23 protein-coding genes and 1 pseudogene are annotated in these 23,466 nt (G+C 41.3%); 14 read left to right on the forward strand and 10 right to left on the reverse strand.

Annotation, left to right across the window (positions count from 1 at the left end; genetic code table 11):
• Positions 1 to 256 precede the first annotated feature (256 nt).
• Positions 257 to 619, reverse strand: coding sequence for a hypothetical protein (locus tag VB740_RS24050; RefSeq protein ID WP_323202393.1), 363 nt, complete (start codon positions 617 to 619; stop codon positions 257 to 259).
• Positions 620 to 878: 259 nt separating this feature from the next.
• On the opposite strand from VB740_RS24050, the gene VB740_RS24055 reads away from it, so the two are divergent.
• The gene (locus VB740_RS24055; protein ID WP_323202394.1) at positions 879 to 1,955 is read left to right on the forward strand and encodes a DMT family transporter; all 1,077 of its coding nucleotides are present in this window, start codon (positions 879 to 881) and stop codon (positions 1,953 to 1,955) included.
• A gap of 151 nt (positions 1,956 to 2,106) precedes the next feature.
• On the forward strand, positions 2,107 to 2,790 hold the full coding sequence (locus VB740_RS24060; protein ID WP_323202395.1) for a DUF2996 domain-containing protein: 684 nt from the start codon (positions 2,107 to 2,109) through the stop codon (positions 2,788 to 2,790).
• 61 nt (positions 2,791 to 2,851) lie between these two features.
• Here the strand turns inward: VB740_RS24060 and VB740_RS24065 are convergent, their stop codons facing one another.
• On the reverse strand, positions 2,852 to 3,346 hold the full coding sequence (locus VB740_RS24065) for a TM2 domain-containing protein (protein ID WP_323202414.1): 495 nt from the start codon (positions 3,344 to 3,346) through the stop codon (positions 2,852 to 2,854).
• Positions 3,347 to 3,713: 367 nt separating this feature from the next.
• Here VB740_RS24065 and acsF point away from each other — a divergent pair, with 367 nt between their 5' ends.
• The 3 genes from acsF (at position 3,714) to VB740_RS24080 (ending at position 6,611) form a co-directional block, all read left to right on the forward strand.
• The gene (gene acsF, locus VB740_RS24070) at positions 3,714 to 4,790 is read left to right on the forward strand and encodes a magnesium-protoporphyrin IX monomethyl ester (oxidative) cyclase (RefSeq protein ID WP_323202396.1); all 1,077 of its coding nucleotides are present in this window, start codon (positions 3,714 to 3,716) and stop codon (positions 4,788 to 4,790) included.
• 56 nt (positions 4,791 to 4,846) lie between these two features.
• On the forward strand, positions 4,847 to 5,014 hold the full coding sequence (locus VB740_RS24075) for a hypothetical protein (protein WP_323202397.1): 168 nt from the start codon (positions 4,847 to 4,849) through the stop codon (positions 5,012 to 5,014).
• A gap of 283 nt (positions 5,015 to 5,297) precedes the next feature.
• Positions 5,298 to 6,611 carry an ABC transporter ATP-binding protein gene (locus VB740_RS24080; RefSeq protein WP_323202398.1) on the forward strand — a complete coding sequence of 438 codons (1,314 nt, stop codon included), beginning with the start codon at positions 5,298 to 5,300 and terminating at the stop codon, positions 6,609 to 6,611.
• Between the two features lie 171 nt (positions 6,612 to 6,782).
• Here the strand turns inward: VB740_RS24080 and VB740_RS24085 are convergent, their stop codons facing one another.
• Positions 6,783 to 6,989 carry a DUF5615 family PIN-like protein gene (locus VB740_RS24085; RefSeq protein ID WP_323202399.1) on the reverse strand — a complete coding sequence of 69 codons (207 nt, stop codon included), beginning with the start codon at positions 6,987 to 6,989 and terminating at the stop codon, positions 6,783 to 6,785.
• Positions 6,986 to 7,213, reverse strand: a complete 228-nt coding sequence (locus VB740_RS24090; protein WP_323202415.1) for a DUF433 domain-containing protein — start codon at positions 7,211 to 7,213, stop codon at positions 6,986 to 6,988. The genes VB740_RS24085 and VB740_RS24090 overlap by 4 nt, the downstream gene beginning before the upstream one ends.
• A gap of 520 nt (positions 7,214 to 7,733) precedes the next feature.
• Between VB740_RS24090 and VB740_RS24095 the strand changes: the two genes are divergently transcribed.
• A complete protein-coding gene (locus tag VB740_RS24095) occupies positions 7,734 to 10,229 on the forward strand; it encodes an AAA-like domain-containing protein (protein WP_323202400.1) in 2,496 nt (831 codons plus the stop codon).
• A 247-nt stretch (positions 10,230 to 10,476) separates the two neighbouring features.
• On the opposite strand, the gene VB740_RS24100 is transcribed toward VB740_RS24095, so the two are convergent.
• Complete coding sequence (locus tag VB740_RS24100) at positions 10,477 to 10,968, reverse strand: hypothetical protein (protein ID WP_323202401.1); 492 nt, start codon at positions 10,966 to 10,968, stop codon at positions 10,477 to 10,479.
• Positions 10,969 to 10,992: 24 nt separating this feature from the next.
• Here VB740_RS24100 and VB740_RS24105 point away from each other — a divergent pair, with 24 nt between their 5' ends.
• Both VB740_RS24105 and VB740_RS24110 read left to right on the forward strand, forming a co-directional pair.
• The gene (locus VB740_RS24105) at positions 10,993 to 12,864 is read left to right on the forward strand and encodes an AAA-like domain-containing protein (RefSeq protein WP_323202402.1); all 1,872 of its coding nucleotides are present in this window, start codon (positions 10,993 to 10,995) and stop codon (positions 12,862 to 12,864) included.
• A gap of 16 nt (positions 12,865 to 12,880) precedes the next feature.
• Complete coding sequence (locus tag VB740_RS24110) at positions 12,881 to 13,111, forward strand: hypothetical protein (protein WP_323202403.1); 231 nt, start codon at positions 12,881 to 12,883, stop codon at positions 13,109 to 13,111.
• Here the strand turns inward: VB740_RS24110 and VB740_RS24115 are convergent.
• Together VB740_RS24115 and fldA are read right to left on the reverse strand one after the other, a co-directional pair.
• Complete coding sequence (locus VB740_RS24115; RefSeq protein ID WP_323202404.1) at positions 13,108 to 13,860, reverse strand: alpha/beta hydrolase; 753 nt, start codon at positions 13,858 to 13,860, stop codon at positions 13,108 to 13,110. The genes VB740_RS24110 and VB740_RS24115 overlap by 4 nt on opposite strands.
• 91 nt (positions 13,861 to 13,951) lie before the next feature.
• The gene (gene fldA, locus VB740_RS24120) at positions 13,952 to 14,464 is read right to left on the reverse strand and encodes a flavodoxin FldA (RefSeq protein ID WP_190899654.1); all 513 of its coding nucleotides are present in this window, start codon (positions 14,462 to 14,464) and stop codon (positions 13,952 to 13,954) included.
• Positions 14,465 to 14,837: 373 nt separating this feature from the next.
• Between fldA and VB740_RS24125 the strand changes: the two genes are divergently transcribed.
• Positions 14,838 to 15,140 (forward strand): hypothetical protein, encoded by a 303-nt coding sequence (locus VB740_RS24125; protein ID WP_323202405.1) that lies wholly within the window; start codon positions 14,838 to 14,840, stop codon positions 15,138 to 15,140.
• 87 nt (positions 15,141 to 15,227) lie between these two features.
• On the opposite strand, the pseudogene VB740_RS24130 reads toward VB740_RS24125, so the two are convergent.
• The 3 genes and pseudogenes from VB740_RS24130 to VB740_RS24140 form a co-directional block, all read right to left on the reverse strand.
• Positions 15,228 to 15,935 (reverse strand): annotated as a pseudogene (locus VB740_RS24130) (mannose-1-phosphate guanylyltransferase); the annotation flags it as partial.
• A gap of 84 nt (positions 15,936 to 16,019) precedes the next feature.
• Positions 16,020 to 17,888: a glycosyltransferase family 39 protein gene (locus VB740_RS24135; protein WP_416290521.1), complete on the reverse strand. Its 1,869-nt coding sequence runs from the start codon at positions 17,886 to 17,888 to the stop codon at positions 16,020 to 16,022.
• Positions 17,889 to 17,990: 102 nt separating this feature from the next.
• A complete protein-coding gene (locus VB740_RS24140; RefSeq protein ID WP_323202406.1) occupies positions 17,991 to 19,229 on the reverse strand; it encodes a glycosyltransferase in 1,239 nt (412 codons plus the stop codon).
• Between the two features lie 1,071 nt (positions 19,230 to 20,300).
• Here VB740_RS24140 and VB740_RS24145 point away from each other — a divergent pair.
• Genes VB740_RS24145 through VB740_RS24165 form a run of 5 tightly spaced genes read left to right on the forward strand, consistent with a single transcriptional unit; the run spans position 20,301 to position 23,376 of the window.
• Positions 20,301 to 21,224, forward strand: coding sequence for an energy-coupling factor ABC transporter permease (locus VB740_RS24145; RefSeq protein WP_323202407.1), 924 nt, complete (start codon positions 20,301 to 20,303; stop codon positions 21,222 to 21,224).
• The gene (locus VB740_RS24150) at positions 21,217 to 21,870 is read left to right on the forward strand and encodes an energy-coupling factor transporter transmembrane protein EcfT (protein ID WP_323202408.1); all 654 of its coding nucleotides are present in this window, start codon (positions 21,217 to 21,219) and stop codon (positions 21,868 to 21,870) included. The genes VB740_RS24145 and VB740_RS24150 overlap by 8 nt, the downstream gene beginning before the upstream one ends.
• A gap of 29 nt (positions 21,871 to 21,899) precedes the next feature.
• A complete protein-coding gene (locus tag VB740_RS24155) occupies positions 21,900 to 22,664 on the forward strand; it encodes an ABC transporter ATP-binding protein (protein ID WP_323202409.1) in 765 nt (254 codons plus the stop codon).
• A complete protein-coding gene (locus VB740_RS24160; protein WP_323202410.1) occupies positions 22,658 to 22,876 on the forward strand; it encodes a hypothetical protein in 219 nt (72 codons plus the stop codon). Before VB740_RS24155 ends, VB740_RS24160 begins: the two co-directional genes overlap by 7 nt.
• A gap of 23 nt (positions 22,877 to 22,899) precedes the next feature.
• Positions 22,900 to 23,376, forward strand: coding sequence for a hypothetical protein (locus VB740_RS24165; protein ID WP_323202411.1), 477 nt, complete (start codon positions 22,900 to 22,902; stop codon positions 23,374 to 23,376).
• Positions 23,377 to 23,466: the final 90 nt, after the last annotated feature.

Genomic DNA, 23,466 nt, shown 5'->3' on the forward strand with positions numbered 1-23,466 from the left:
ATCTTTAATAAAAATAATTAACAAAAGGTTAAATAACAAAAGTAAAAAGAGTTTTTTTTACCTTTGCTATTTAACCTTATTCTGCAATAACGTTAATTCTTTTTCGTGGAGCACAAGATTAGACTTTTTCTAGGGCGTAGACGCACAGTGCAAAGCCGGAGACGTATCTGTTACTCCAAGCTGTCAGACTCGCAACCTAGATGTAATCAAATTGCTCCTCTGGTTTCAGCATATTAATTGGAAAGTAGATTTAGTATTACTTCACTTCACTGGGTTCAAACTTTGTTACCTTACCTTTTTTAATCGCTACAATCACATCGTAGTGCGAACAGTAAGCGAATGTGACATCATTAGCTTTGTTATAAAGGTTGACTACATGACCTGCACCACCTAGCTGGATACCGATTGGCTCCAAGTCAGCAAAAAAGAAACGACGCAGTTGATCACCACTACCAATCTGACCCTTACTCTTAGTAAGCAAATCTAATTTCTGTGCTACAGACATTTCTTCGGCTGCTGATGCTTGGACTAATGACGGATTGATCGCCTTTAATGGTGCGTCCCAAACTGTGAAAAAACCAACCAAAGCAAAACTTGTAAGTAATGGGGCGAGTTTCATTTGTTATTCCTCTTCTTTGTTCTATCCTGAATATGCCAAGCATCTCAGGTGGGAGTGAGAGTTGATTGAAACTAAGCCACTATTTTCATGAATTTATCCTTTGAGAAAATTTAGTTGATTCTCAGGAATTTCTCAGGCAACTATGTAGTTTAAAGTTATAGAATAGCTTAAGTATTTTCTCACCAAAACCTCATTTTGAACTGAATGAGAGCAACTTAATATAATTAATGAGCAATGCTTTCATTGCAGTAGTGTTATTGTGACTAGACCCAAAAGGCCACATCGCCTAATCCATAGAGTTTCGGGGCAAACATATCTCTGGCTAGCAATGCTAATTTTTGCAGCATCTGGTGCAGTTACCCGGAAGCTAACAGAAATTGGTGCTGAACATTTTATCGGCGATGCCTACGGCGGCAAGCTACGCAATCCAATTTCTTTGTGTAATGTTTTATTCGTGGGAAACCTTTGCGCCTTGATACTTCTGATCCTAATCTATGGGCGACAGTGGAACAAAGCTACTTTGAAGCAATTCTCAAGGACGGATTGGGTCAGTCTAACAACAGTAGCGATTTTATCAGGAGCGTTAGCCCCTGGCTTAATTTTTCAGGCACTTGCACTCACAGGGGTGAACAATGTCATCTTGGTAGGACGTTTGGAACCGCCTTTAACTCTGGCTTTATCAGTCTGGTTATTGAGGGAACGGGTAAATATTTGGGAATTTATCGGAGCGATCGCAGCTTTTATAGGTGTTATCCTAACCATCATCCTTCAGTCCCCAGCAGAAGCCATGATCAACATGGGAGATTTCGGTTTAGGCATAGGGGAAATTTTGGCCGCAGTAGGATCTGTGGCTCTAGCCACTTCTACAATTATTGGTAAAAAATACCTTTCGCAGATACCTTTGGGAATCTATAGCATTTTTCGGACTGCACTAGGAACTGTAATCTTTTTCCTTACTGCTTTAGTCCTCTATGGCAGCGATCATTTTGCTGATGTTCTCTCACCGTTCTTGTGGCAATGGATGTTTCTCTATGGTGGGTTAATTGTGGTATTAGGTCAGTCTTTTTGGATTAAAGGCTTGAAAACTGCCACTGTATCTATGGCTTCTTTAGTTAGCACATTTAGCCCAATTGCGGGTATTTTATCAGCCTATTTAATTTTGGGTGAAATTCCTACGCTACCTCAATATATTGGCGGTAGCTTGATTTTAGTAGGCATATTCTTGAGCCAGCTTGGCATTTGGCGTAAGACTTCTAGCAGAGTTGCGTCTGGCAAGGTGAATTCTACTCCAGCACAGCAAGAGGTAGAAAATGCTATGGGATTTAAGGGGATTTGAAGTAGAAAAAAGCTTATGCCTTAAACCTTTGCGTTATTTTTAACTAGACAGTTATTAATGCCCTGCTGCACTAGTATGTCAAAATGAAAATACCCGATACATCAAGGTGAGCGATCGCTCCAAAAGCTAGATTAAAGGATTGACCTGAGCAATGGCAGACCCAACCAATCACAATCAAGCGGGAGAAGTAGCTCCCAGCACTGTTGATAAACAAGCTCCCAGTGTGGCTGAAGAACACGCTCCTAGTACAGACTCACCCGAAGCCACAGACATTCCTACTGCTAACGCGCCAGACCCTAAAGCCGCAAATCCAGAAACTAACCCAAATGCTGCCAAACCAGTTGCTACACCCCCTAAGCGAGAAAAACCAGCAGCTAAAGCCGCAGTAGGCGAAAAACCAGCCGCAGCCGAAGAAAAACCCGCAGCCGCAGCTAAAGCCGCCAAGAAGGAAAAAGCCCCATCTGTTGAAGATAAGCCATTTGTAGAGTTCATTGAGCAAGACTACTTACCAGCTTTACAAAAAGCGATCGCTCAACAAGGTGTGCAAGATTTACAGGTGTCTTTTGCCAAGCAGAAAATGCCAATCACTGGCTTTGAATCTGCCCAAGAATGCTGGCAAATTATCGGCAGCTGGAAAGAAAAAGGTCAACGTCAGTTTAACCTCTATTTCCCCGAAGAAGATATTCAAGGGAAAAAGGGATTTTCCTGTAATGAAGGCAAAAAACCTAGCACTCTTGAGTCCTTCTTAATCGATGAGCGCAAAATTACCCTCGATTTGTTGGTATTTGGCTTAGTTCAGCGCTTGGACGGACAAAAGTGGCTAGGTATAAATTAGTCATTGGTCATTAGTCATTAGTCATTGGTTTTTTGACAAGGGACAAAGGACAAATGACAATTTAAAGTTCATGGAAATGGTAGATAACGGCTCCAGTATTGGGGTCGTTATCTATTTTTACATAACCTGATTTATACATCTCATTGAGAGTAGCTTCAACTTCAGCAAAGCTAGCTCCCGTGAACTTCACGCCTTGAGTGACAGTTAAAATACCACCCTTGCATTCCGCTGCTTCAATCAGTTTAATCATTAGTTGGTTGCCTGTTGGGCGGTGGACTTGAGAGGCAACCACTGCTTGATTCAACGGCACACCGAAGGGAGATACACCTGCTTTTAGCCTCAGCTTGTGTTCGTAGTTGTCAACCATATCGGTGATAAAGAACAAATCTACGACCTGCCCTATACCAAACACACCACCAGTTAACAGCCAGAACAAACCAGTTCCGATCTTGCCATTGTAGAAACGGTGCAATCCTCCCACTCCGATAAATCCGACTGCACACAAGATATAAGAGACAAGAAGTCGGTCTTTATGTTGATTGTTTTCAAGATTCATCTTGCTTTTCAACCCTGTAGATTTGCTCTTGTTGTCTAAGACGGGTTTTCTATGTTGTAGTAACAACTATAGAAAATTACTGAGATAGCAGTATTTGGAGATACAACAGGTGCGTATTACTTCACTTGTTTTAAACAGTGCTAATCACTGAACTACGTTTATTTGACTACTAATCCGCGATTCTTGGTTCCGTAAACATTGAATGATTGTTGCAACTCTTAATCTTTTGCTTACAAATTTCTCACCCGCACCTTGGTAGACTGAACTTTATACAATTGGATTATTGTGGGCTGTCAAGCCTTGCCAGAGCTTTAACCTTGGCTTTCTGGTCTACTTAAGATAATAAAGACGAAAGAGCAATCAAGACATGGTAGATTCCCTCAAAAAACCAGGCTTTGAAGAAATCCGGCCAGGGATTAAAGTCCCGGCAAAAGAAACCCTGTTAACACCTCGGTTTTATACTACCGATTTTGATGAAATGGCGCGGATGGATATCTCCGTCAATGAAGACGAGTTACAAGCCATTCTCGAAGAGTTCCGCACTGACTACAACCGCCATCACTTTGTTCGGGATGCCGAGTTTGAACAATCCTGGGATCATATTGACGGGGAAACTCGCCGATTGTTCGTTGAGTTTCTAGAACGGTCTTGTACGGCAGAGTTTTCCGGCTTTTTGCTGTATAAAGAACTTGGCCGTCGCTTGAAAGGAAAAAGCCCCGTCTTGGCAGAGTGTTTTAACCTGATGTCACGGGATGAAGCACGTCACGCTGGCTTTTTGAACAAAGCTTTGTCAGACTTTAATCTGTCCTTAGATTTAGGGTTTTTGACTAAGAGCCGCAGTTATACCTTCTTTAAACCGAAATTCATCTTCTACGCTACTTATCTTTCTGAGAAGATCGGTTATTGGCGCTATATCACCATTTATCGCCATTTAGAAGCACATCCCGAAGACCGGGTTTATCCAATCTTCCGGTTCTTTGAGAACTGGTGTCAAGATGAAAACCGTCACGGCGATTTCTTTGATGCGATCATGAAATCTCAGCCGCAAATCTTGAATGATTGGAAAGCACGGCTGTGGAGTCGGTTCTTCTTGTTGTCGGTGTTTGCGACAATGTATCTCAATGACATCCAACGCAAGGACTTTTATGCAACCCTGGGATTGGATGCGCGAGAATACGACATCCATGTAATTCAGAAGACTAACGAGAATGCAGGTCGCGTATTCCCACTGATGCTGGATGTAGAAAATCCAGAGTTTTATCAGCGATTGGATACTTGTATAAGCAATAACGAGAAGTTGGGTGCGATCGCTAATTCCAACACTCCCAAATTCCTGCAAATCTTCCAAAAACTGCCACTTTACATCTCCAATGGCTGGCAGTTATTGCGGCTGTACCTAATGAAACCGATTGATACTGTTTCTGCTCAAGGGGCAGTTCGTTAAGTTAAAACAAATTTGCGAAAGCTTTAGTGGTTCTGCTGTTTGCAGAGCCACTTTTTTTGTCCGCAAAGTTCACTGAAATTGAACTTTCTGTAGGTAATGTTTTACAGTTACCAGCCCAAGGACAAATTCGTACTTGGTATCAAAAAATAGATTTGAGTGAAAGCATTGCTGCTTACTTGCGTCCCTATAACCATTGGTTTCAACTTAAGCAAAAAGTAGCTTAACTGAAAGCTTGACTCGCCCGCCTCAAACTAAAGTTCTAGGTTAATAGCTACCCTTTATTTGTATAAAGGGTTTTGAAATCTGCCAAAGTTTCAGTTACCCTGAAGTGTATTATTATGAGCGCTAAAGTGTGATCAGTCATTGATCATTAGTGATTCTCCCCCAATGCCCTTTAGGAGTGTCTTTACTCAGCACTGGCTCAACGCCCTGCTACCGCTAACGGAACTCAGAACTCAGAACTTTTTTTGCCCCATGCCCAATGACAATAATTAATAATTAACAGTTGTGTCCCAAGTTATTTTAGAAAACGTTTATAAAAGTTTTTCCCCACGTAAAGGGGAAAGTGTTAGCTCACAAACCCAATCTCCCCTGACATCTGGGGAGAATGATGCAGCGCAAGAGCGTACGGGAAGTGTCAATGTCTTGCGGCGAATTAACCTGACGATCGCAGATGGCGAATTTATGGTGCTGGTAGGCCCTTCTGGTTGCGGTAAAAGCACCTTACTGCGATTAATCGCCGGGTTAGAAGTGATGACTGGCGGCAATATCTGGATAGGCGATAGCTTGATAAATGACCTACCACCCAAAGAACGCGACATCGCAATGGTGTTTCAAAACTACGCCCTCTATCCTCACATGACGGTGTATGACAACATCGCTTTTGGGTTGCGTCGCAGGGAATTAGGGAATAGGGAAAATCAGCGTTCCCCACTCCCCACTCCCCGCTCCCCACTCCCCACCTGGGCGGAAAATCTTTTTGTAGGGGCGACCAGAAAGTTACCTAAAGGATTGCGATACATTTCTGACAAAGAACGGGCGGTGGATGAGCAGGTGCGTAGTGTTGCTCAATTGTTACAAATCGAAACATTACTGAATCGCTTACCCAAACAGCTATCTGGGGGACAAAGACAACGGGTTGCATTGGGACGAGCGATCGCGCGTGACCCCCAAGTATTCTTAATGGATGAACCGCTTTCTAACTTAGATGCCAAACTTCGGGCGGAAACCCGCGCTCAAATTGTCAAATTGCAGCGCCAATTGGGGACAACAACAATTTACGTTACCCACGATCAAACAGAAGCAATGACAATGGGCGATCGCATTGCGATTATGTCTGAGGGTAAAATTCAGCAAGTTGCTTCTCCCCTAGAACTTTACAACCGCCCTGCCAATCTTTTCGTAGCAGAGTTCATTGGTTCACCACCGATGAATTTTATTCCTGTAGAATTTCATGCTCCACAGTTGATTACTCATTCCCAGTTGCGTTTCACCCTCCCAGAAGTCTGGGGAAAAGCTTTACAAAAATATGATCGGAAGACTCTAATTTTAGGCATTCGCCCAGAACACTTGAACTTGAGTATGCCTGCCACCAAAAATCTACCAGTGCAAGTAGATTTGGTAGAGAATTTAGGTAACGATTCCTTTCTCGCTGTTAAGATTGCCGAACCGGGATCTAAACCTGCTACTACAGCCAATTCCCTACAAGTGCGAATACCACCAGACCGATTTGTACAACCTGGAGAGCAACTTTGGTTATCGCTAACTCCAGAGAAAATTCACTTTTTTGACCCGGAAACTGAGTTAGCAATCTTTCCCTAAAACTATCTGCGTCTAATCGGTAGAATACGCACCCTAGATTGGGCTTGGTCAACAGTGACTAATGCGCCTGTCTCTAGTGAAGACTCAAACTGATTCAGGGCTGAAATAACTAGATTTTCGATACTTTTTGGCAAAACATCCTGGGTACGAACCTGAATGACACTGGGAGTATCAGCACCTGTAGCAGCGAGCGAGCAGGGAACCGAAGTCTAAATCGTGAGTAAAGACGATATATCCATTAGTTCTTGCCCACTCCATAATTATTGAATCTTTCTCACGGGGATCGCCAACCGTAGACCAGTGGACAGCAGAGATATTGTACTTCTCAAAAACCGCAACCCAATCAGGGGAAAGGTTCATATCAATCAAAATTTTCATGCACTTCTAAGAGGGACTTCAATTTCTTCAGCCCGCCATGCAGCGTAAGCAAGTGCCTCATAGATGTCGGCTTCTTCGAGGTAGGGATATGCCTTAAGGATGTCACTATTACTGTGTCCAGAAGCCATTAACCCGACGATAGTACCAACGGTGATACGCATTCCCCGAATGCAGGGTTTGCCACCCATAACTTCAGGATTGCGAGTAATTCTGGCTCTTGGCAACTTTTGGTGATGATGAAAGGTTACGCGCCTTAAGGCAGAGGGCAGAAGGCAGAAGGCAGAAGAAAGAAAGGAATAAGTAGTGAGATTTTGCATAATTTTTGTAGAGTGGGGGTGAGGTTATTGGATTGAACAACCAAAAATGGCCGCGTCAATCTTTTTCATTATCGAACTTTCACCATCTTTCAGGGTAAAATTCAAAGTCTCTCTCCTAGAAGGAGAGAGATTTAGAGAGAGGTTTTTCAGATACCGTGAAAAGTCAGGTCGTAGCCATCGCTTTGTTTGTGGAGATTTATAAAAGCGATGCCTACGGTGGTCACTGAGCTTGCCGTTCGCGCAGCGTCTCGTAGAGAAGTGCGGGCTACGCCTACGCACCTGTGTACTTAATGGCGGTGCGACAAAGTTTGGAGTACCTAAACACAACTTTGAAGTACCTCAACACAACTTTGAAGTACTTCAACACGACTTTGAAGTACCTCAATACGATTTCTAGGTATAATTTAAACTATTAGCCATATAAAGTATGACTACAAGTTCGCCTGTTCCCGAAGATTATCAATATCAATTTGGTGGTAGTCTTCCTGCTAATGCACTTACCTACGTCACACGCAAAGCTGATGCAGATTTGTATCAGGCTGTGAAAGCTGGAGAGTTTTGTTTTGTTTTGAACTCTCGACAAATGGGTAAATCTAGTTTGCGTATCCGCACAATGCAAAGGTTACAGGGTGAAGGAATTGCTTGTGTATCTATTGATTTAACCGCAATTGGGACATCAGGGCTAAAGCCGGAACAATGGTATTCTGGGATTATTGATACTATTGCTGGTTCTGAAAGTTTAAACTTAGGTGAGCAGTTTGATATAGATGAGTTATGGGAAAAAAATTCCCGGTTTTCTGATGTGCAGATTTTTGGTAAGTTTATTGATAAATTACTCAAATTAGTTTCCACACAGATTGTTATTTTTATAGATGAAATTGATAGTGTTCTCAGTTTAAAATTTCCGGTTGATGATTTTTTTGCTTTAATCCGAGCTTTCTTTAATCAAAGAGTTGATAATCCTGAATATCAACGCATTACTTTTGTGCTTTTGGGAGTCGCCACCCCATCTGAGTTAATTCAAGATAAAAAGCGTACTCCTTTTAATATTGGCAAAGGAATTGAGTTAATCGGCTTTGAATTTGCAGAAGCTTTACCTTTAATCAAGGGATTGTCTGGACAAACTAGCAACCCCAAAGCCATACTCAAAGAGATTTTAGACTGGACTGGAGGACAACCATTTTTGACTCAGAAAGTTTGTGAATTTGTCCGTAAATCTAAAACTATAATTCCCCCAGGTGAGGAAGCTGCTTTTGTAGAGAATTTAGTCAGAAGTCGAGTGATTGAGAATTGGGAATCTCAAGATGAACCGGAACATTTTAGAACAATTCGGAATAGGATTTTAAAAAGAGATGAACAGAAAGCGGCATACTTGTTAGATTTATATCAACAAGTATGGCACTCAGGCGGAATAGATATTGATAATAGTATTGAACAGAGTGATTTACAGTTAGCGGGAATCGTTGTTAACAAAGGGAATAAATTAAAAGTTTATAACCAGATTTATCAAACCATTTTTGACAATTTATGGATTGAGAAAACTTTAGCCAGTTTGCGTCCTTATGCAGAGAATTATCGTCAGTGGACAAAACAACAGGATAAGTCTCGGTTATTGCGGGGGAAAGCTTTAGTAGAAGCGGAAAGTTGGGCAAAAGGTAAAAGTTTAAGTTTTCAAGATGGAGAATTTTTAGCTGCTAGTCGCACACTACAGCGAGAAGAGGAACTAGTAGAAACAGAAAGACAAGCAGAATTAGAAAGAGAAAGGAAAGAAAAGGAAGCGGCAGAAAGAGCTAGACAAATTGAAGCTGAAGCTAAACAGAACGCAGAGAATCAACTAGCGGCTATTCAAATAACCATAAATGAACTCGAACAATCTATTGCTAAAATTAGAGAATTATCAACAGTGGCTTCTCAATTGCAACAAAAAGGAAAAACAAACGAAGCAAACGAGTCTTTGAATATTGCAGGGTTGGTTTTGCAAGATCAAATTGAGAATCCCAAGCTAAAAGAGATTTTATTAGATAGTGCGCTAGTTTTAGGATATCAATACCTAGCTGATCAAGGAAAAGAGCGAAATCAAACAGAGTCTTTAAAATTAAAAACTGCTGAGAATAATTTTGCTGGAAGTATAAAAGAATTATCAATAATAGAAAACCAAATTGACAATAATTCAACCGATTTAGCTATTTTAGTTTATATTAACTGTGTTAAAGGTAAATTAGAGGAACTATCAGACCAAGTTAAGGCTTTAGTTGATTACAAGAAAGCATTTGAGCATATCAGCAGTCTAAAATCTAAGTTTAAATCTAATGTTGAGTTATTTACTCAAAATATTCTCTACAATGGCAATGCTGATATTGTAGCTTTACTTTATCGTAAACTTAAAGAATTAGACGGTTCAAATCAAGTATATGATCAATCTTTAAAGGAACATTTATTAAATGAATTAGACTATTTAATGCAGGAACATCGATGGAGGGAGGCGGATTCAAAAAATTGGCAGTTTATTCTCTATTCAGCAAGAAAAGAAGAACAACGCTATTTAAATTTAATTGATGTCAAAAACTTTAATTGTAAGGATTTAAAACAACTAGATACACTTTGGGTAAATAACTCTAAGGGGTATTTTGGTTATAGTGTCCAGAAAAAAATATATTTGGCTAGTGGCAATTCTCTCGATTTTGATTGGGAGAAGGGAGAATGGAAAAATTGGAACGAGAAAGGGTATAATGATTTTACAAAAAATGTGGGATGGAAAGGACAGGATGGGGAGTGGAGAAGTGAGGATGAATTACCCATGAACCTGAAGGGAGATGGGAGGGAAGTATCAATTTCGATGAGAGGAGAACTCCCGTGGAGATGGGGAAAAGTGAGACGAATTGTGAGAGAGTCCTTACTCTTCTCTTCTTGCAGAGACTTGTAAATTTTAGCAGATAAGGCTTTCAGAGAATTATAAAGATTTATTTATGGGATATTTCCCATGCAGTAATAAGGCTTTGGGAGATTCGATACCTGGCACTAGGCAATGCACAAAGAAAAAAACAAACAACATAAAGGGAACTGAGAAGAGCGAATGAGTGAGTCGCTGATATTACCAAAAAGTAGCAAATTCCTGTAAAAAAGACATCTTTAGTGATAAATAGAGACACTGCTCCTATCTTCATCTCAAATCATTGACTGTGACCTCTAAAAATCATCCCTGCAACTTGCGGACTATAACAATTAGCAAAAATAAATTTCTCAGCCACATCAATAATTTCTAGATTACTTGCCTCCCAAGTATCCCAAGGCAATCGCATCTGTCCTAGTGATGCTTTTTTTCCTTTGCCTTTAATTACTTTAGGCAAAAATTGATTACCCCAAAAATAGTGCTTTTCTGTTTTCGCTTTTGGCTTATACTTCTTACAAAAACCCCGATATTTAGCAGCACATTCATTCAAAGTTTTACCCAACGCCAAAAAAGCCGGATGCCAAGTTGTTAAACCGGTTTTACCCCACCCTAACCCTCCCCTTGTAAAGGGGAGGGAACCGGAAATCTTATTTCCCCCCTTTATAAGGGGGGTGATACGACTTATGTGTACACCGTAGTCCGAGTAGTGACGCGATCGCTGTATCCTAGTTTTAAGTCGCGCTGCGATCGTGGCATAAAAAGAACTTGTCATCCTCTAATTCTCCCCATAATATCTATGCCCTTTAACATTTTTTCTAAACCCCCAAAACCTGAATCCGCAGAGATGACTGGTTTAATCAAAATATCGGGATGTGACAACCCAAAGCGCTGCGGGGATGTGATTTTTGTTCACGGGTTAGGTGGCCACGCACGAGGAACTTGGCATCCGCAAGAACGACACGACGATGATAATTTCTGGTTAACGTGGCTTGCACAAGAAAGACCAGATTTAGGTATTTGGTCTTTTGGCTACAAAGCTGAACCCTTTGAATGGAGAGGTTCAACAATGCCACTCTTTGATAGAGCTAGTAATTTACAAGCATATTTAGAAGTTGATGATATCGGAAAATACCCAATAATTTTTATTGCTCATAGTATGGGTGGATTATTAATTAAAGAAATGCTGCGTAATGCACATACATTTCAAAAAAAAGCAGTTATTCAACAGACAAAAGGCATTGTATTTCTATCCACCCCTCACACTGGTTCTCATCTCGCCAACTTAGTCGATAAAATTGGTATTTTGGCACGAACCTCTGTTAGTGTTAATGAATTGAAATCACACATTCCCCAACTGCGTCAACTTAACGAGTGGTATCGGCAAAATGTTGACTCCTTGGAAATTACTACACAAGTTTATTATGAAACGAAGCGCATTCAAGGTTTTTTAGTTGTAGACCCAGATAGCGCTAACCCAGGCATCAGAGATGTCCAACCTATCGCTACAGATGATGACCATCTTTCTATCGCTAAACCAAAATCAAGAGAGAATTTAGTCTACAAGAGAGTAAGTCAGTTTATTAAGCAACAATTGCTAATTAATCTAACCATTGTTGAACAACCAACACCAGAAGTCAAACAGAATAACTCCTCTGTGATTTATGAAAATCCTGATGGTCAAGTTCCTCTTAACTCCCCCTTTTATATCGAGCGTCCAGAGGTGGAAATTAATTGTAATAAGTCCATCCTGCAACCAGGGGCGTTAATCCGCATCAAAGCGCCGCAAAAGATGGGTAAAACTTCTTTAATGAGTCGCATTCTTAACCATAGTAAACAAGAAGGTTATCGCACAGTTTCTCTTAATTTATGGAGTAAAGAAAATCTTACCGATCTCAATAATTTCTTACAGGCATTCTGTGCAACTCTGAGTTATGAATTAGGGCTAGAAGAACAAATAGATAAATATTGGAAAAAACGATTAAGCAGTCAAGTAAACTGCACTAATTATTTAAAAGACTATTTATTAAAAAATCTTGATGTTCCCCTTGTATTAGGCTTAGATGATATTGATAAAATTTTTCCTTATCCCGAAATTGCTCAAGAATTTTTTGCATTGCTCCGAGCTTGGCATGAAAACGGTAAAAACGAAGAAATTTGGCAAAAATTGCGTTTAGTAATTGCTCATTCTCAAGAAGTATATGTTTCTATAAATGTCAATCAATCTCCCTTTAATGTGGGTTTATCTGTTGAAATTGGAGAATTAAACGCCACACAAATAAAAGAATTAGTCCAACGACATCAATTAAATTGGTCAGATACAGAAATCGGACAATTAAGGGGAATGATTGATGGTCATCCTTATTTATTAAGGACTGCTCTTTATCAAATTGCTACAGGTAATTTAACTTTAGAAGAGTTCTTGAAAGTTGCTCCCACTGATGAGGGATTATTTAGAGGCTTTTTACATCCCTATCTTTCATTGCTAGAAGAAGACAAATTGTTAAAAGCAGCGATGAAAAAAGTGATTGAGAGTGATATTCCTGTGAAGTTAGACTCTGCACAAAGTTTTAAATTACGCAGTCTGGGGTTAATTGAATTTAAAAAAAATAAAGTTCAATGCCTTTGTAATTTATATCGCCTTTATTTTCGAGAACGCCTATCCGAATGATTACACCCAGCTTGAGATGAGGGATTATCAAGAAATAAATTATCCAATCTTGTGGGGTGGACATCTTGTCCGCCCTTGCTTACGGGCGGGCGTCTCGCCCACCCCACAAGAAAAGTTGAATGTTTTTTATTTGGAAATCCCTGATGAACCATCAATAATTAGTGGTGAAATGATTACCAATGTCTACGACGGGCTACGCCTACGCAGCGCCAACACCAAAGGCGATCGCACTTCTGTATCTTACTAATTTGTAGAAGTGCTAAAAGATAGCGCAGATGTTTCCACCAAATGCAGATTGTGGCGTTCCCAAAAACTCAAAATTTGTTCGCCAACCTGTTGAGGATAGAAGTAGTGAAAAAAATGATACCCTTCTGGGCATTCCCAGAGCTTATCTTCTGGCTTCAACCAATTCAACCAGTCATGCAATACAGTTGAGTTGACTACCGGATCGCTCTTGCTACCACATACCATCATTGGCATAGAAACTCCACCCTTGGGTAAATAAACCAACTTAAATAAAGAGTGTGATGATGGAGATTGTTCTAAATCTTTATCTAAGGCAGCTACTAACTTTTTAGTAGTATGAGGTGGTTGATTTCCAAAAAGACTGCGAACGGTGCTTGCTAGAACTAGTTCACGGCTGATGCTAAAAAGTTGTCGTTGAAAGTAATAGTGAGCTTGCCAATTGTTTGCAGGTTGAGCAGCTATACCCAGCAGAGTTAGCGATCGCACTTTTTCAGGAAATCGCCGCGCAAAGGTTAAGGCGATCGCACCACCCATCCCATGACCTGCCAAATGTACGGGGCGATCGCGCCACTCTAAAAACTCATATAGCAACTCCACAGCTTGATCTATGGAACTGGCTTCATCTTTGGTTTGCTGGTATTCCCACTGGGCGATTCTCATATACCCAGATAAATATTCAAGTAATGGTTTATCAAAACGCTTCAAAATAGGACTAGCATTTAACCACAGAACATCAAATGAATCAGACATAAATACCTATAATTTCTAAATTATCAATTTCACTAGTTGTCAGATCCCCGACTTCTATAAGAAATCGGGGATCTCACGCACCCAAGGCTTTCTACAAACCAAATTCTGTCTTCAACTGAGCAACCCAAGTTTTAATTCGCTCGTCTGTTAGATCAGATTGACTACCTTCATCGAGTGCCAATCCCACAAACTTGCCATTTTTCAAAGCTCTAGAATTCTCAAAGTCATAACCCTCAGTTGGCCAGTAGCCAACAGTTTTACCACCGCGCTGGGAAATCTTTTCTTCCAAAATTCCCATTGCATCCTGGAAATTATCGGCATAGCCATATTGATCGCCATCACCAAAATAAGCAACCAACTTACCACTAAAATCTATTTCATCCAGATCAGGCAAAAAGCTTTCCCAATCGCTCTGAAGTTGACCAATATCCCAAGTGGGAGAGCCAATAATCAGCAAGTCATACTCATCAAAGGTAGTAGCGTCCGCCTCATAAATGGGATGTAATGTTACAACATCACCACCAAACTCATCCCGAATTTTTTCAGCATCAGATTCAGTGTTGCCAGTTTGAGTACCGTAGAACAGACCGATTTTTTTCGACATATTTTCACCTGATATATGAATTTGCGTTAGCGTTCGCGTTGGCGAAGCCTCTCGAAGAGAAGCGTCTCGCAGAGAAGGTATCGCCAGGATACCTATTTGCCTTGTTGAAATATATTCTTAGCTTAATGAATATCTATCTCAATAAGCTTGAAGATATCCTACCAGACTTATTGAAAGTTTTTATCATTTAATTTAAGTAAATTTTTGTAAAGTATTTCAGGAAACAAACTGAAAAGGCGGACAGACTTTCATTGAATCCCTACTTACTGTAAGTAAGTGGCTTAGATATACTCACACAATATTCCGAATTATTACTAGTTTCAAAACATACATCGGTGAATGAAGCTAGAGAAGGTAAATTTTTTGTGCATTTATGAAATTAATCCAAATACTAAAAGTAGCCGTAATTCCTGTTTTGACTGTATTGAGCTTGTTGTCTGCATCAAATAAAGCATTAGCTGACTATTTAAATAGTCAGGGTTCAGGAGGTGATTACCGTTATGAATTATGGTCTAGCGATGATAATAGTAGTTACTATTTAAAAATTTGGCTATATGAAGCAAGTCCAACCAGTAGCCCACGTACTACAACTAGAGGATTTGATTCTACTAGAGAAGCTTTAATTTATTTTGATTGCAATTACGCTAAGAAAAATTTACCAGAATGTTCTCAATAATAATTTTGAACCCCCCTCAAAATAATTCGTAATTGCTAATTCGTAATTCGTAATTAAAAAATTCAATTACGAATTACGAATTATGAATTAAACTTCTGCCGGTTGATATTCTTGTTGTCTTTCCACAAAAGTCTGAACACGGGTGCGGTAGTTTCTCACAGTTTCATCTACCCATTCGCGATCGTTGCTATTTGCATACAAATGCACCAGTGGCTCGCTAGCATCTGGTAAAACTAACAGCCAACTGTCATCATAGGGTTGACAAATTTTCACTCCATCGATGAGTTCTAGGTTTTGGGCTGGGTGAGTTTCCACCAAGTAACGCATCAAAGCACCCTTGGCTGTCCAGGGGCAACGGACTGTATAAGTTTTGTGAATTACACGGGGCAATTCCGATCGCGCAGCAGCAAGCGATCGCTCCTGTATAGTCAACATCTCAATTATCTTGGCAATGCAGAACATGGAATCAAATCCCGGATGCAGTTGCGGGAAAATAAAACCAGTCTCTCCACTACCTCCTAGCACCACATTCGGATTTTTCTGACAAGCCTCCATTAAGGCTGTAGGGTTGGCTTTAGTGCGAATCACTCTGCCATCGTGGCGACGGGCGACTTGTTCAATAGCACTGGAAGCATGAACTGGCACTACTACTGTTCCTCTGGGGTTAGCCGTCAGAATCATGTCTACCATCAGTGCTGTTAAAGTTTCCCCGCGAATTGGGTAGCCTGATTCATCAACTAAAATTAGCTGTTCTCCATTAGCGGATACTTGCACACCAAAGTTAGCTTTCAATGCCTAGGGGAAAGACTTGTTTCAAGTTCTCCCCTGCCTCCCCTGCCTCCCCTGCTCCCCCTGCTCCCTCATCCCCCACTCCCCAGCTTATTGACAATGATAAAGTTCATATTCGTAGCCATCTACCTTTGGCAAAGATTGAGCATCAGACATAACGCATGTTTTGACTGCTTCTGCTACGGGTGCGTGAAAGTTTACCAGCCACAAGTCAAAAGGTCGTGGTAATTTCTTTAAAGTATTTTCTAGAGCAATAGTAGAAGTATTTGGGTCTTGGTCTTGATGGGCAAGGAGAAACAGAGGATTTTGGAGCGCATTAGCAAGTTTAATCTCCCTAGCTACCCCCATCATTTCCCCAGTGTGTATATAAGTTTTGTGGGTAGTGGCAATCAGTACTGATGTTGGGGATGTTTGTTGGATTAATTGCACAAACAGGTCAGGGCGATAGTATTTTTGATAGCCGAGATTGCAGATTACTGTAACTGCACTGGCAAATCCCATTAACCAAATTAACATCACGGCTTTTTTACCGTTTATTCCCCATCTGCCTATGGTTTTTATTCCATTTTTTCCTTGCTCTGTTCCTATCCATTCTTTGGAGGAATGCCAACAAACTGCGAGACTTGCGCCTAGTAAAACAACGATCGCAGGAAAGTAAACAAAGTTATATCTAGCACCCCTAGTCAGGTCAATTCCCAAAAAGTACGTAAAGATAAAGAATAAAGCGATCGCACTGATAACTACTCCAGCAAGCACCTGAATCATAATCCGGTTTTCTGGGTGCTGTAGTTGCACCTTAAGCCCACGCAGCAAAATTGGTACTGCCCAAATAAAGAAAATCAGCGTCACCAGTCCAGAAGGAATCACAACTAATAGCTGTGAAGATTCAACTGGTAACAGACAAATCATTGCAATCCATGTTCCTAAAGCCTGAAAAATTGGGCTTAACCAATCTAGTCCTTCGCGCGAACCTCGAATCCACTCGGTCAAATTACTCCGATTTCTATTCTCTAAAAAGATTGGTAGCCAAATTAAACCCGCCACAAAAGTACCTACAGCAACGGCATAGATGCGCCGCCAGGGAGGAGAGAAGAGGAGAGAAAATTTGGTGCTAGTCTGCAATTGAAGCCAAGCAAGAAAAATCAAAACTACAGCTTCTGTGCATAGGGTAAGGCTGAAGAAATAATGAGTAGCAATACCTAAAGCATTAATTACTACCCATAAAAGTGCTATCCAGATGGGTAAAGGTGTGCGGTTTTGAATATGACGTGTGGCAATTACTAAACAGATGAGGGAAGCAGTTACCCATAAGGCTGCCAAACTGTAATGGCGTGCTTCTTGTGCTAAAAATACGCCGTAAGGTGATACTGCCATCATGGCAGCAGCCAAGTGTCCCACTAATGGCGAACGAAACGCTACCTTACCTAATACGTAAGCACATGGAATAGAGGCAGCACCGATTATAGCTGGTAGCGATCGCGCCGCAAATAGCGATACTAATCCTCCTTCGCTGGGAAATAATTTCATCCACAGGTAAGCCAGCACAAAATACAGTGGAGGGTGGGTATCTTGGGTAACTAAGTTATGAATTACATCACCAATACTAGCTGCTGGGTTTGGTTGCAGTGGTTGTAATAAGATATCAGGTGCGATCGCTTGATCTAGGGGTACTGATAAAAAAGTATTCCCCAAACTAAACACCAAGGTGGAAAACTCATCAGTCCAAGGAGGCTTTGCAGTCAAGTTGGCTAGACGCAAACTGATGCCGATGATTAACCACATCAAGTTCAGCAAGGGGTTAACCCAATAAGGAGGGATACGAGCTTGCCAATTATACCAATGCTTGGGTTGTGAGGCAGAGCTTGTAACTACCATAGGCAGGAAATGGGTAGCAGATGTAGGTAGCAAAGAGACAATTTTTCTGGAAAAATAAAATGCACCTTGGAAAATAACTCTCATTGCCAGGCCTCACAGGAATGGATTTGTAGATTTGACGTTTAAGATTTAAGTTCGTTCTGAAATCTAAAAACAAAAATCAAAATCTCAAATCCCTCGTTGTGATTATTTCACGTCAGTGACGCGCCAGCTAAGTTTCAAGTTAATCCAGAAATTCCAGATGGTAGCAACTGCGATCGCTATCAACTTAGCTAAATACTCATTTATTTCCAAGACATTATAGAGAAAGTTAATTATTAGAGCTTGTAATATAACTCCTGCCAAACAGACAGCACTGAACTTCAAGAATCGCTTGAAACGTTGACGTGGATCGGGTTGCCTCTGAGAAATATCACCAAAAGTCCATAAATCATTCCATAGAAAATTATTTACGATTGCCACTCCGGCCGACAGAATCGTACTGCGAGTTAAACCTAAATGAATCACAGTAAGCAGCAAGTGAAACACCGTTAAATCCACAAACACACCACTCAAGCCAACAAACCCAAAACGGACAAATCGACCAATAGGGAAATTGACTTTTCTACTCAATCGTCCTACCCGTCCTGTGGAGAGCCGCAACCGTACCAAGTGGTGGATGTAATCTATATATTGCTTCCATGTCACCTTACTCTCACCCTCTTTGCGTTCGCAGAACACATAGCCAACTTCGGCAACTTGGTCTACTTTTCCCCGCCCAATTACTTCTAGGAGAATTTTGTATCCTACGGGATTGAGTGTTGCATTGGCGATCGCACTCCGCCGCACCATAAAATAACCACTCATAGGGTCAGAAACTCTGCCCAGTACCCCCGGTAAAATCACTAAGCCTAACAACTGAGCGCCACGAGACAAGAAACGCCTGACAACACTCCAGCTACTAACACCGCCTCCGTCCACATGACGGCTAGCTACTGCCAAATCTGCTCCCTGCTTAACACTACCCAACAGTTGCATCAGCACTTCTGGTGGATGCTGCAAATCTCCATCAATCACCCCCAATACGTTCCCTGTGGCTGCTTGCCATCCCCGAATCACTGCTGAGGACAGCCCCCGTTCCTGTTGGCGTCGCATCACCCGCAGCTGGGGATATTCTGTCGTCAAGGATTGGGCTATTTCCCAAGTTCGGTCTGGGCTATCATCATCTACCACAATCAGTTCATAACTTCCTGGAATAGATTCATCCAGTAACTGACTCAATATGCTGACCACATTCTTGATGTTGTCACGCTCTTTATAAGTAGGAATTACCAGGGATAGAAAGATAGATTCACCACTTATAGCGACACTGTTAGGGGGCAACTCTGAAATCTTTAGTGGGCCAGTTGGTACTGTTAACAGCGAGTTGGATGAGTTTGTCTTCATAATTTCACATTACAGAACAAGGATGTGTAAAGACCGAGGGAAATATAGCCAAACATCTGCTGGCTTTATTGACTGAACTTGGTTGTCAAAATTGATGAATATTTTTGTTACAGTTAGCTGTTCTGAAAAAGTTTAGTAATTCTCGTGCCTCAATTACAAATATTTTCCTCAACTTCATCTAAACTTTACATTTTACTACTTATGTTTATGGTATTTTATTGAGGTTTATATAATTTTTTTATACAATCAACACTGTACCACTAAGTCAGCTAAGTCAGCAAATATACAGTTTCTCTGGACATGTGAAGACTTTTTTGTGTTAACCAATCCGTAATCATTCGTGAAAAAATAGTAGTTGTAGAATGTGTTATGGAGACTGTAACGCGCCATTTGAGGTTTTTGGTGCGTTACGCTAACTACACCATCTTCTAGTTATTTGCACTTACTGATTAAGTACTGGTTCACAAAATCTTAAAATTGGTGGAAAACAAGAAAGTAGTGAATCTGAATCAAGAGCTAATTAAATTCTGAATCTTGAACTTTAACTTTGGAATTATTCTTAAATCCAGAAAAATATCAAGACTATTTAGTAAATAAACTTCCGCTTTTGGACATAGCAATTCTGTGCCCCTACGACAAACGTGGTTCAAATAAATAAAAATTGCTATAAATAGTAATAACTATATCTCAATCGCGCAACAAAGCAATTCAAAATTAAAATTTTTTGGGTAACGTCTGGTAGAGAAGAAACGTAATTTTAGCCAGCCTTTTGGCGATTGAGAATATGTAAATGAAATGCATATTAGCTTATTAAAGTCAAGTTTTTCCACTTTTTCAAGAATTTATCAATATTTAGCGACATATATAAAAATAAAGTTAACAAAATTTAATATATTAAAAAATAAGTATACTATTTAGCAGCCATTAGATTGTAAATCTCTCGAAAGTAACAGCATAAAATCCCCCAAGAGGGCATTGCAAAAAAGGTGAAAATTTTGTTTGTTATTAATTTAATGCCTTTGTTTTATTGCTTGTATTGAGTAAATGAACATCTAAAATACAGGGTAGATCATGCATATTCCTGATGGATTTGTTTCTGTTCCAGTGGCAGGGGCTACTGGTTTAGCGAGTGTAGCAGCACTCTTTATTGCCTTCGAGCGATCGCAACAGGCTTTTGGTATTCGTCGTGCGCCCATGCTAGGACTAACCACCGCCTTCATCTTTGCCGCCCAGATGATCAATTTTCCCGTAGCAGGGGGTACTAGTGGTCACTTGTTGGGGGGAACCTTAGCTGCGATCGTTTTGGGTAGTCCGTGGGCAGGAACATTGTGTATCGCCACAGTTTTAATTATTCAAGCTGTGCTGTTTGCTGATGGTGGCATTACAGCCTTGGGAGCGAATATTTTGAACATGGCAGTAGTTGGTGTTTGGGTTGGCTGGGTTTTAACCCAAACCTTGCAGCGGCTATTTGGGGGGTCTAAAGGGCGCTTACCTTTGGCTTCTGGTATAGCTGCTGGACTAAGTGTAGTGGTAGCCGCCATAGCTTGTGCCATTGAGTTAGCCCTTTCAGGAACTGCATCCGTAGCCATAGTTTTACCAGCTATGGCTGGTGTGCATATTCTGATTGGCATTGGCGAAGGAATAATTACTGGTGGCGTGCTGACTTATTTAGCCACAGCCAGACCAGATTTATTACCAGGAGAGCAGCAGGAGTTTCGTGGTTGGTCTGTACCCATTGTCACCATTTTCTTGATTGCGGGAGTACTGTCGCTCTTTGCCTCAGCATGGCCTGATGGTTTGGAGAAAGTCGCCGAAAACACCGGCTTCATCGACTTAGCCAGTAAAGTGCGGGTAATTGTGCCGACTCCCTTAGCTGACTATGGTATCGAGGGTTTGGGGCCAATTGGTACAAGTATCGCTGGACTTGTGGGAGCTGCGGTTTGTTTTGCTGTGGCCTTTGGGATTGCCAAGGTGGTGAAACCAAAAAATGCTTAAACTTTCCTTACCGTTACGTTTGCAACTGTCATTAGTGGTTGTAGTGGGAGCAGCTTTATTAAAGCATCATGCTTGGTATTGCTTAAGTGTATATGGCGCGATCGCACTTTTGTGGGCTTTGCTGTTGCGCGTACCAATTCGCCGCTTGGGAGGATTACTTGGTACAGAATTGATTTTTTTGTCATTGCTGGCATTGCCCTTGGGATGGGAACGAGCCAGTTTCTTGCTAGTTCGTTCTCTGGTTTGTCTAGTTACGATGAATAGTTTTTTGTTAACCTTACCACCCCACAGTTTCGGCATCGCTCTCAAAGGCTTACCTGTACCAGCACCTTTAAAAGAAAACTTGTTATTAGCTGGTCAATATATGGAAATTTTGCTCTCAGAAGTGACGCGGATGCAACGCAGCGCTCAATTACGCGGTCTAACTGGAACTGGGGGATGGTTGCGCTACGCCAGTGCTGCCATGATTGGAGCCTTGTATCTCCGTAGCTTGGACAGGGCAGAGCGAGTTTACGCGGCAATGGTAACTCGTGGTTACAACGGGCAATTACCCATAGATTCTCCCCTCAGACCAAAAGAGCGTTTTGCCCTGTTAGCAGCTTGGGCGATCGCTGCTGGGATTACCTCAACCTCTTACAGAATTTAGAGCAGTTGTGAATATTGAGTTTGTGAATCTTGAAATCTTTAACGTCTAATCCCCAATCATCAATCCATAACCCTCACGCAGCCGTGGTCGAGGTTGAGAACCTGGTGTATGCCTATTCTCGCCAGGAGCCAGTATTGCAAGAAATTTCCTTTACCTTAAATCCGGGCGATCGCGTGGCGTTGATGGGAGCCACTGGTTCTGGAAAAAGCACCTTGCTGGAGAACCTAATCGGCTTAAAACAACCGCAAGCTGGGAAAATTACGATTAATGGTATCCCGGTTGAACCGAAAACTCTACCCCAAATACGACGCAAAATCGGCTATAGCTTCCAAGATGCCAACGACCAGCTATTTATGCCGACCATCTTAGAAGATATCACCTTTGGGCCACGCAACTATGGAATGTCACCAGCCGAGGCAAGCGATCGCGCCCGCCAGTTATTAGCTGATTTCGGCCTCGAAGCCTACGCTAATCGTTCCGCCCACGAACTTTCTGGTGGACAAAGACGCTTGGCCGCGCTAGCCTCGATTTTAGCCCTAGAACCGACAATTCTAATTTTGGATGAGCCAACTAACGGTCTTGATCCAGCATGGCGGCGACAATTAGCGCAAGTGTTGTTAAAGTTACCTGTACAGGTGATGTTAATTGCTTCTCATGACTTACATTGGCTAGGCAGAGTTACTCAACGCGCTTTAGTACTTTCTGGTGGTCGTATTCAAATAGACAGCAATATTCAGCCACTTTTGCAAAATGGTGCTACTTTAGACCAGTTGGGTTTGCCGATAGATTGGTAATTCCAGATGAGGGGAGAAAAGGAGCAGAGGGAGCAGAGGGAGCAGAGGGAGCAGAGGGAGCAGAGGGAGAAGAGGGAGAAGAGAAGCTGTTCTTGAGAAAAGAATTACTGAACAATAACTCTCTTTCCTCCCCTGCCTCCCCTGCCTCCCCTGCCTCCTCTGCCTCCCCTGCCTCCTCTGCCTTATTTACTCGTAATATCGGATACAACTAGGTTTTATTGTTATTGGGGTGTTAATGTCTGTTTCACATAAATATACTGTTATTGCTCCTGTTAGCCTAAGCATTGCTTTATTGATTACTAGTTGCAGCGAAAATAAAGTCTCGCAGTGCCAGCGATTGGTTCGAGTTGTGAATGCCGGAACTTCTCTGATTGATAAAAATAAAGGGACGCAAGTAATCACTAGCATACAGTTATCTAAAGATTTAGAATTTGTGACTAAATCTATTAAGGAACTGAATTTAACAGATCCTAAGCTGAAAGAATTTCAAAGTAGTTTTGCCAAAATTTTCCAGAATCTCAGTCAAGCGGTAGCCAAAGCAGGTAGGGCGCTTGGTGCGACCAAAATAGCACAAGCCTCAGAATCTGGGAGAGCAAAAATCCAAAAGGCTAGAGCCGAAATTGACTCAGCACTGACAACAGCTACAACTCTTGGTAAGCAATCAGATACGTTAGTCAATCAGATGAATAAATACTGTAGCCAGCCAGAATAATCTATCTGACTCATATTTGATTTCAGAAAACACTTAGTACAACTAAGAAGCCTTCTTGCCTATTGCCTATTGCCTATTGCCTATTGCCTA

The sequence above is a fragment of the Nostoc sp. UHCC 0251 genome (assembly GCF_034932245.1).
GTDB lineage: Bacteria > Cyanobacteriota > Cyanobacteriia > Cyanobacteriales > Nostocaceae > Nostoc.

Coding starts and splice junctions, on each gene's coding strand:
- VB740_RS24085 (WP_323202399.1), bottom strand. CDS start 6,989: ATGAAAATTTTGATTGATATGAACCTTTCCCCTGATTGGGTTGCGGTT.
- VB740_RS24100 (WP_323202401.1), bottom strand. CDS start 10,968: ATGACAAGTTCTTTTTATGCCACGATCGCAGCGCGACTTAAAACTAGG.
- acsF (WP_323202396.1), top strand. CDS start 3,714: ATGGTAGATTCCCTCAAAAAACCAGGCTTTGAAGAAATCCGGCCAGGG.
- VB740_RS24050 (WP_323202393.1), bottom strand. CDS start 619: ATGAAACTCGCCCCATTACTTACAAGTTTTGCTTTGGTTGGTTTTTTC.
- VB740_RS24135 (WP_416290521.1), bottom strand. CDS start 17,888: ATGAGAGTTATTTTCCAAGGTGCATTTTATTTTTCCAGAAAAATTGTC.
- VB740_RS24165 (WP_323202411.1), top strand. CDS start 22,900: ATGTCTGTTTCACATAAATATACTGTTATTGCTCCTGTTAGCCTAAGC.
- VB740_RS24095 (WP_323202400.1), top strand. CDS start 7,734: ATGACTACAAGTTCGCCTGTTCCCGAAGATTATCAATATCAATTTGGT.
- VB740_RS24105 (WP_323202402.1), top strand. CDS start 10,993: ATGCCCTTTAACATTTTTTCTAAACCCCCAAAACCTGAATCCGCAGAG.
- VB740_RS24110 (WP_323202403.1), top strand. CDS start 12,881: ATGAGGGATTATCAAGAAATAAATTATCCAATCTTGTGGGGTGGACAT.
- VB740_RS24060 (WP_323202395.1), top strand. CDS start 2,107: ATGGCAGACCCAACCAATCACAATCAAGCGGGAGAAGTAGCTCCCAGC.
- VB740_RS24125 (WP_323202405.1), top strand. CDS start 14,838: ATGAAATTAATCCAAATACTAAAAGTAGCCGTAATTCCTGTTTTGACT.
- VB740_RS24145 (WP_323202407.1), top strand. CDS start 20,301: ATGCATATTCCTGATGGATTTGTTTCTGTTCCAGTGGCAGGGGCTACT.
- fldA (WP_190899654.1), bottom strand. CDS start 14,464: ATGTCGAAAAAAATCGGTCTGTTCTACGGTACTCAAACTGGCAACACT.
- VB740_RS24150 (WP_323202408.1), top strand. CDS start 21,217: ATGCTTAAACTTTCCTTACCGTTACGTTTGCAACTGTCATTAGTGGTT.
- VB740_RS24115 (WP_323202404.1), bottom strand. CDS start 13,860: ATGTCTGATTCATTTGATGTTCTGTGGTTAAATGCTAGTCCTATTTTG.
- VB740_RS24140 (WP_323202406.1), bottom strand. CDS start 19,229: ATGAAGACAAACTCATCCAACTCGCTGTTAACAGTACCAACTGGCCCA.
- VB740_RS24065 (WP_323202414.1), bottom strand. CDS start 3,346: ATGAATCTTGAAAACAATCAACATAAAGACCGACTTCTTGTCTCTTAT.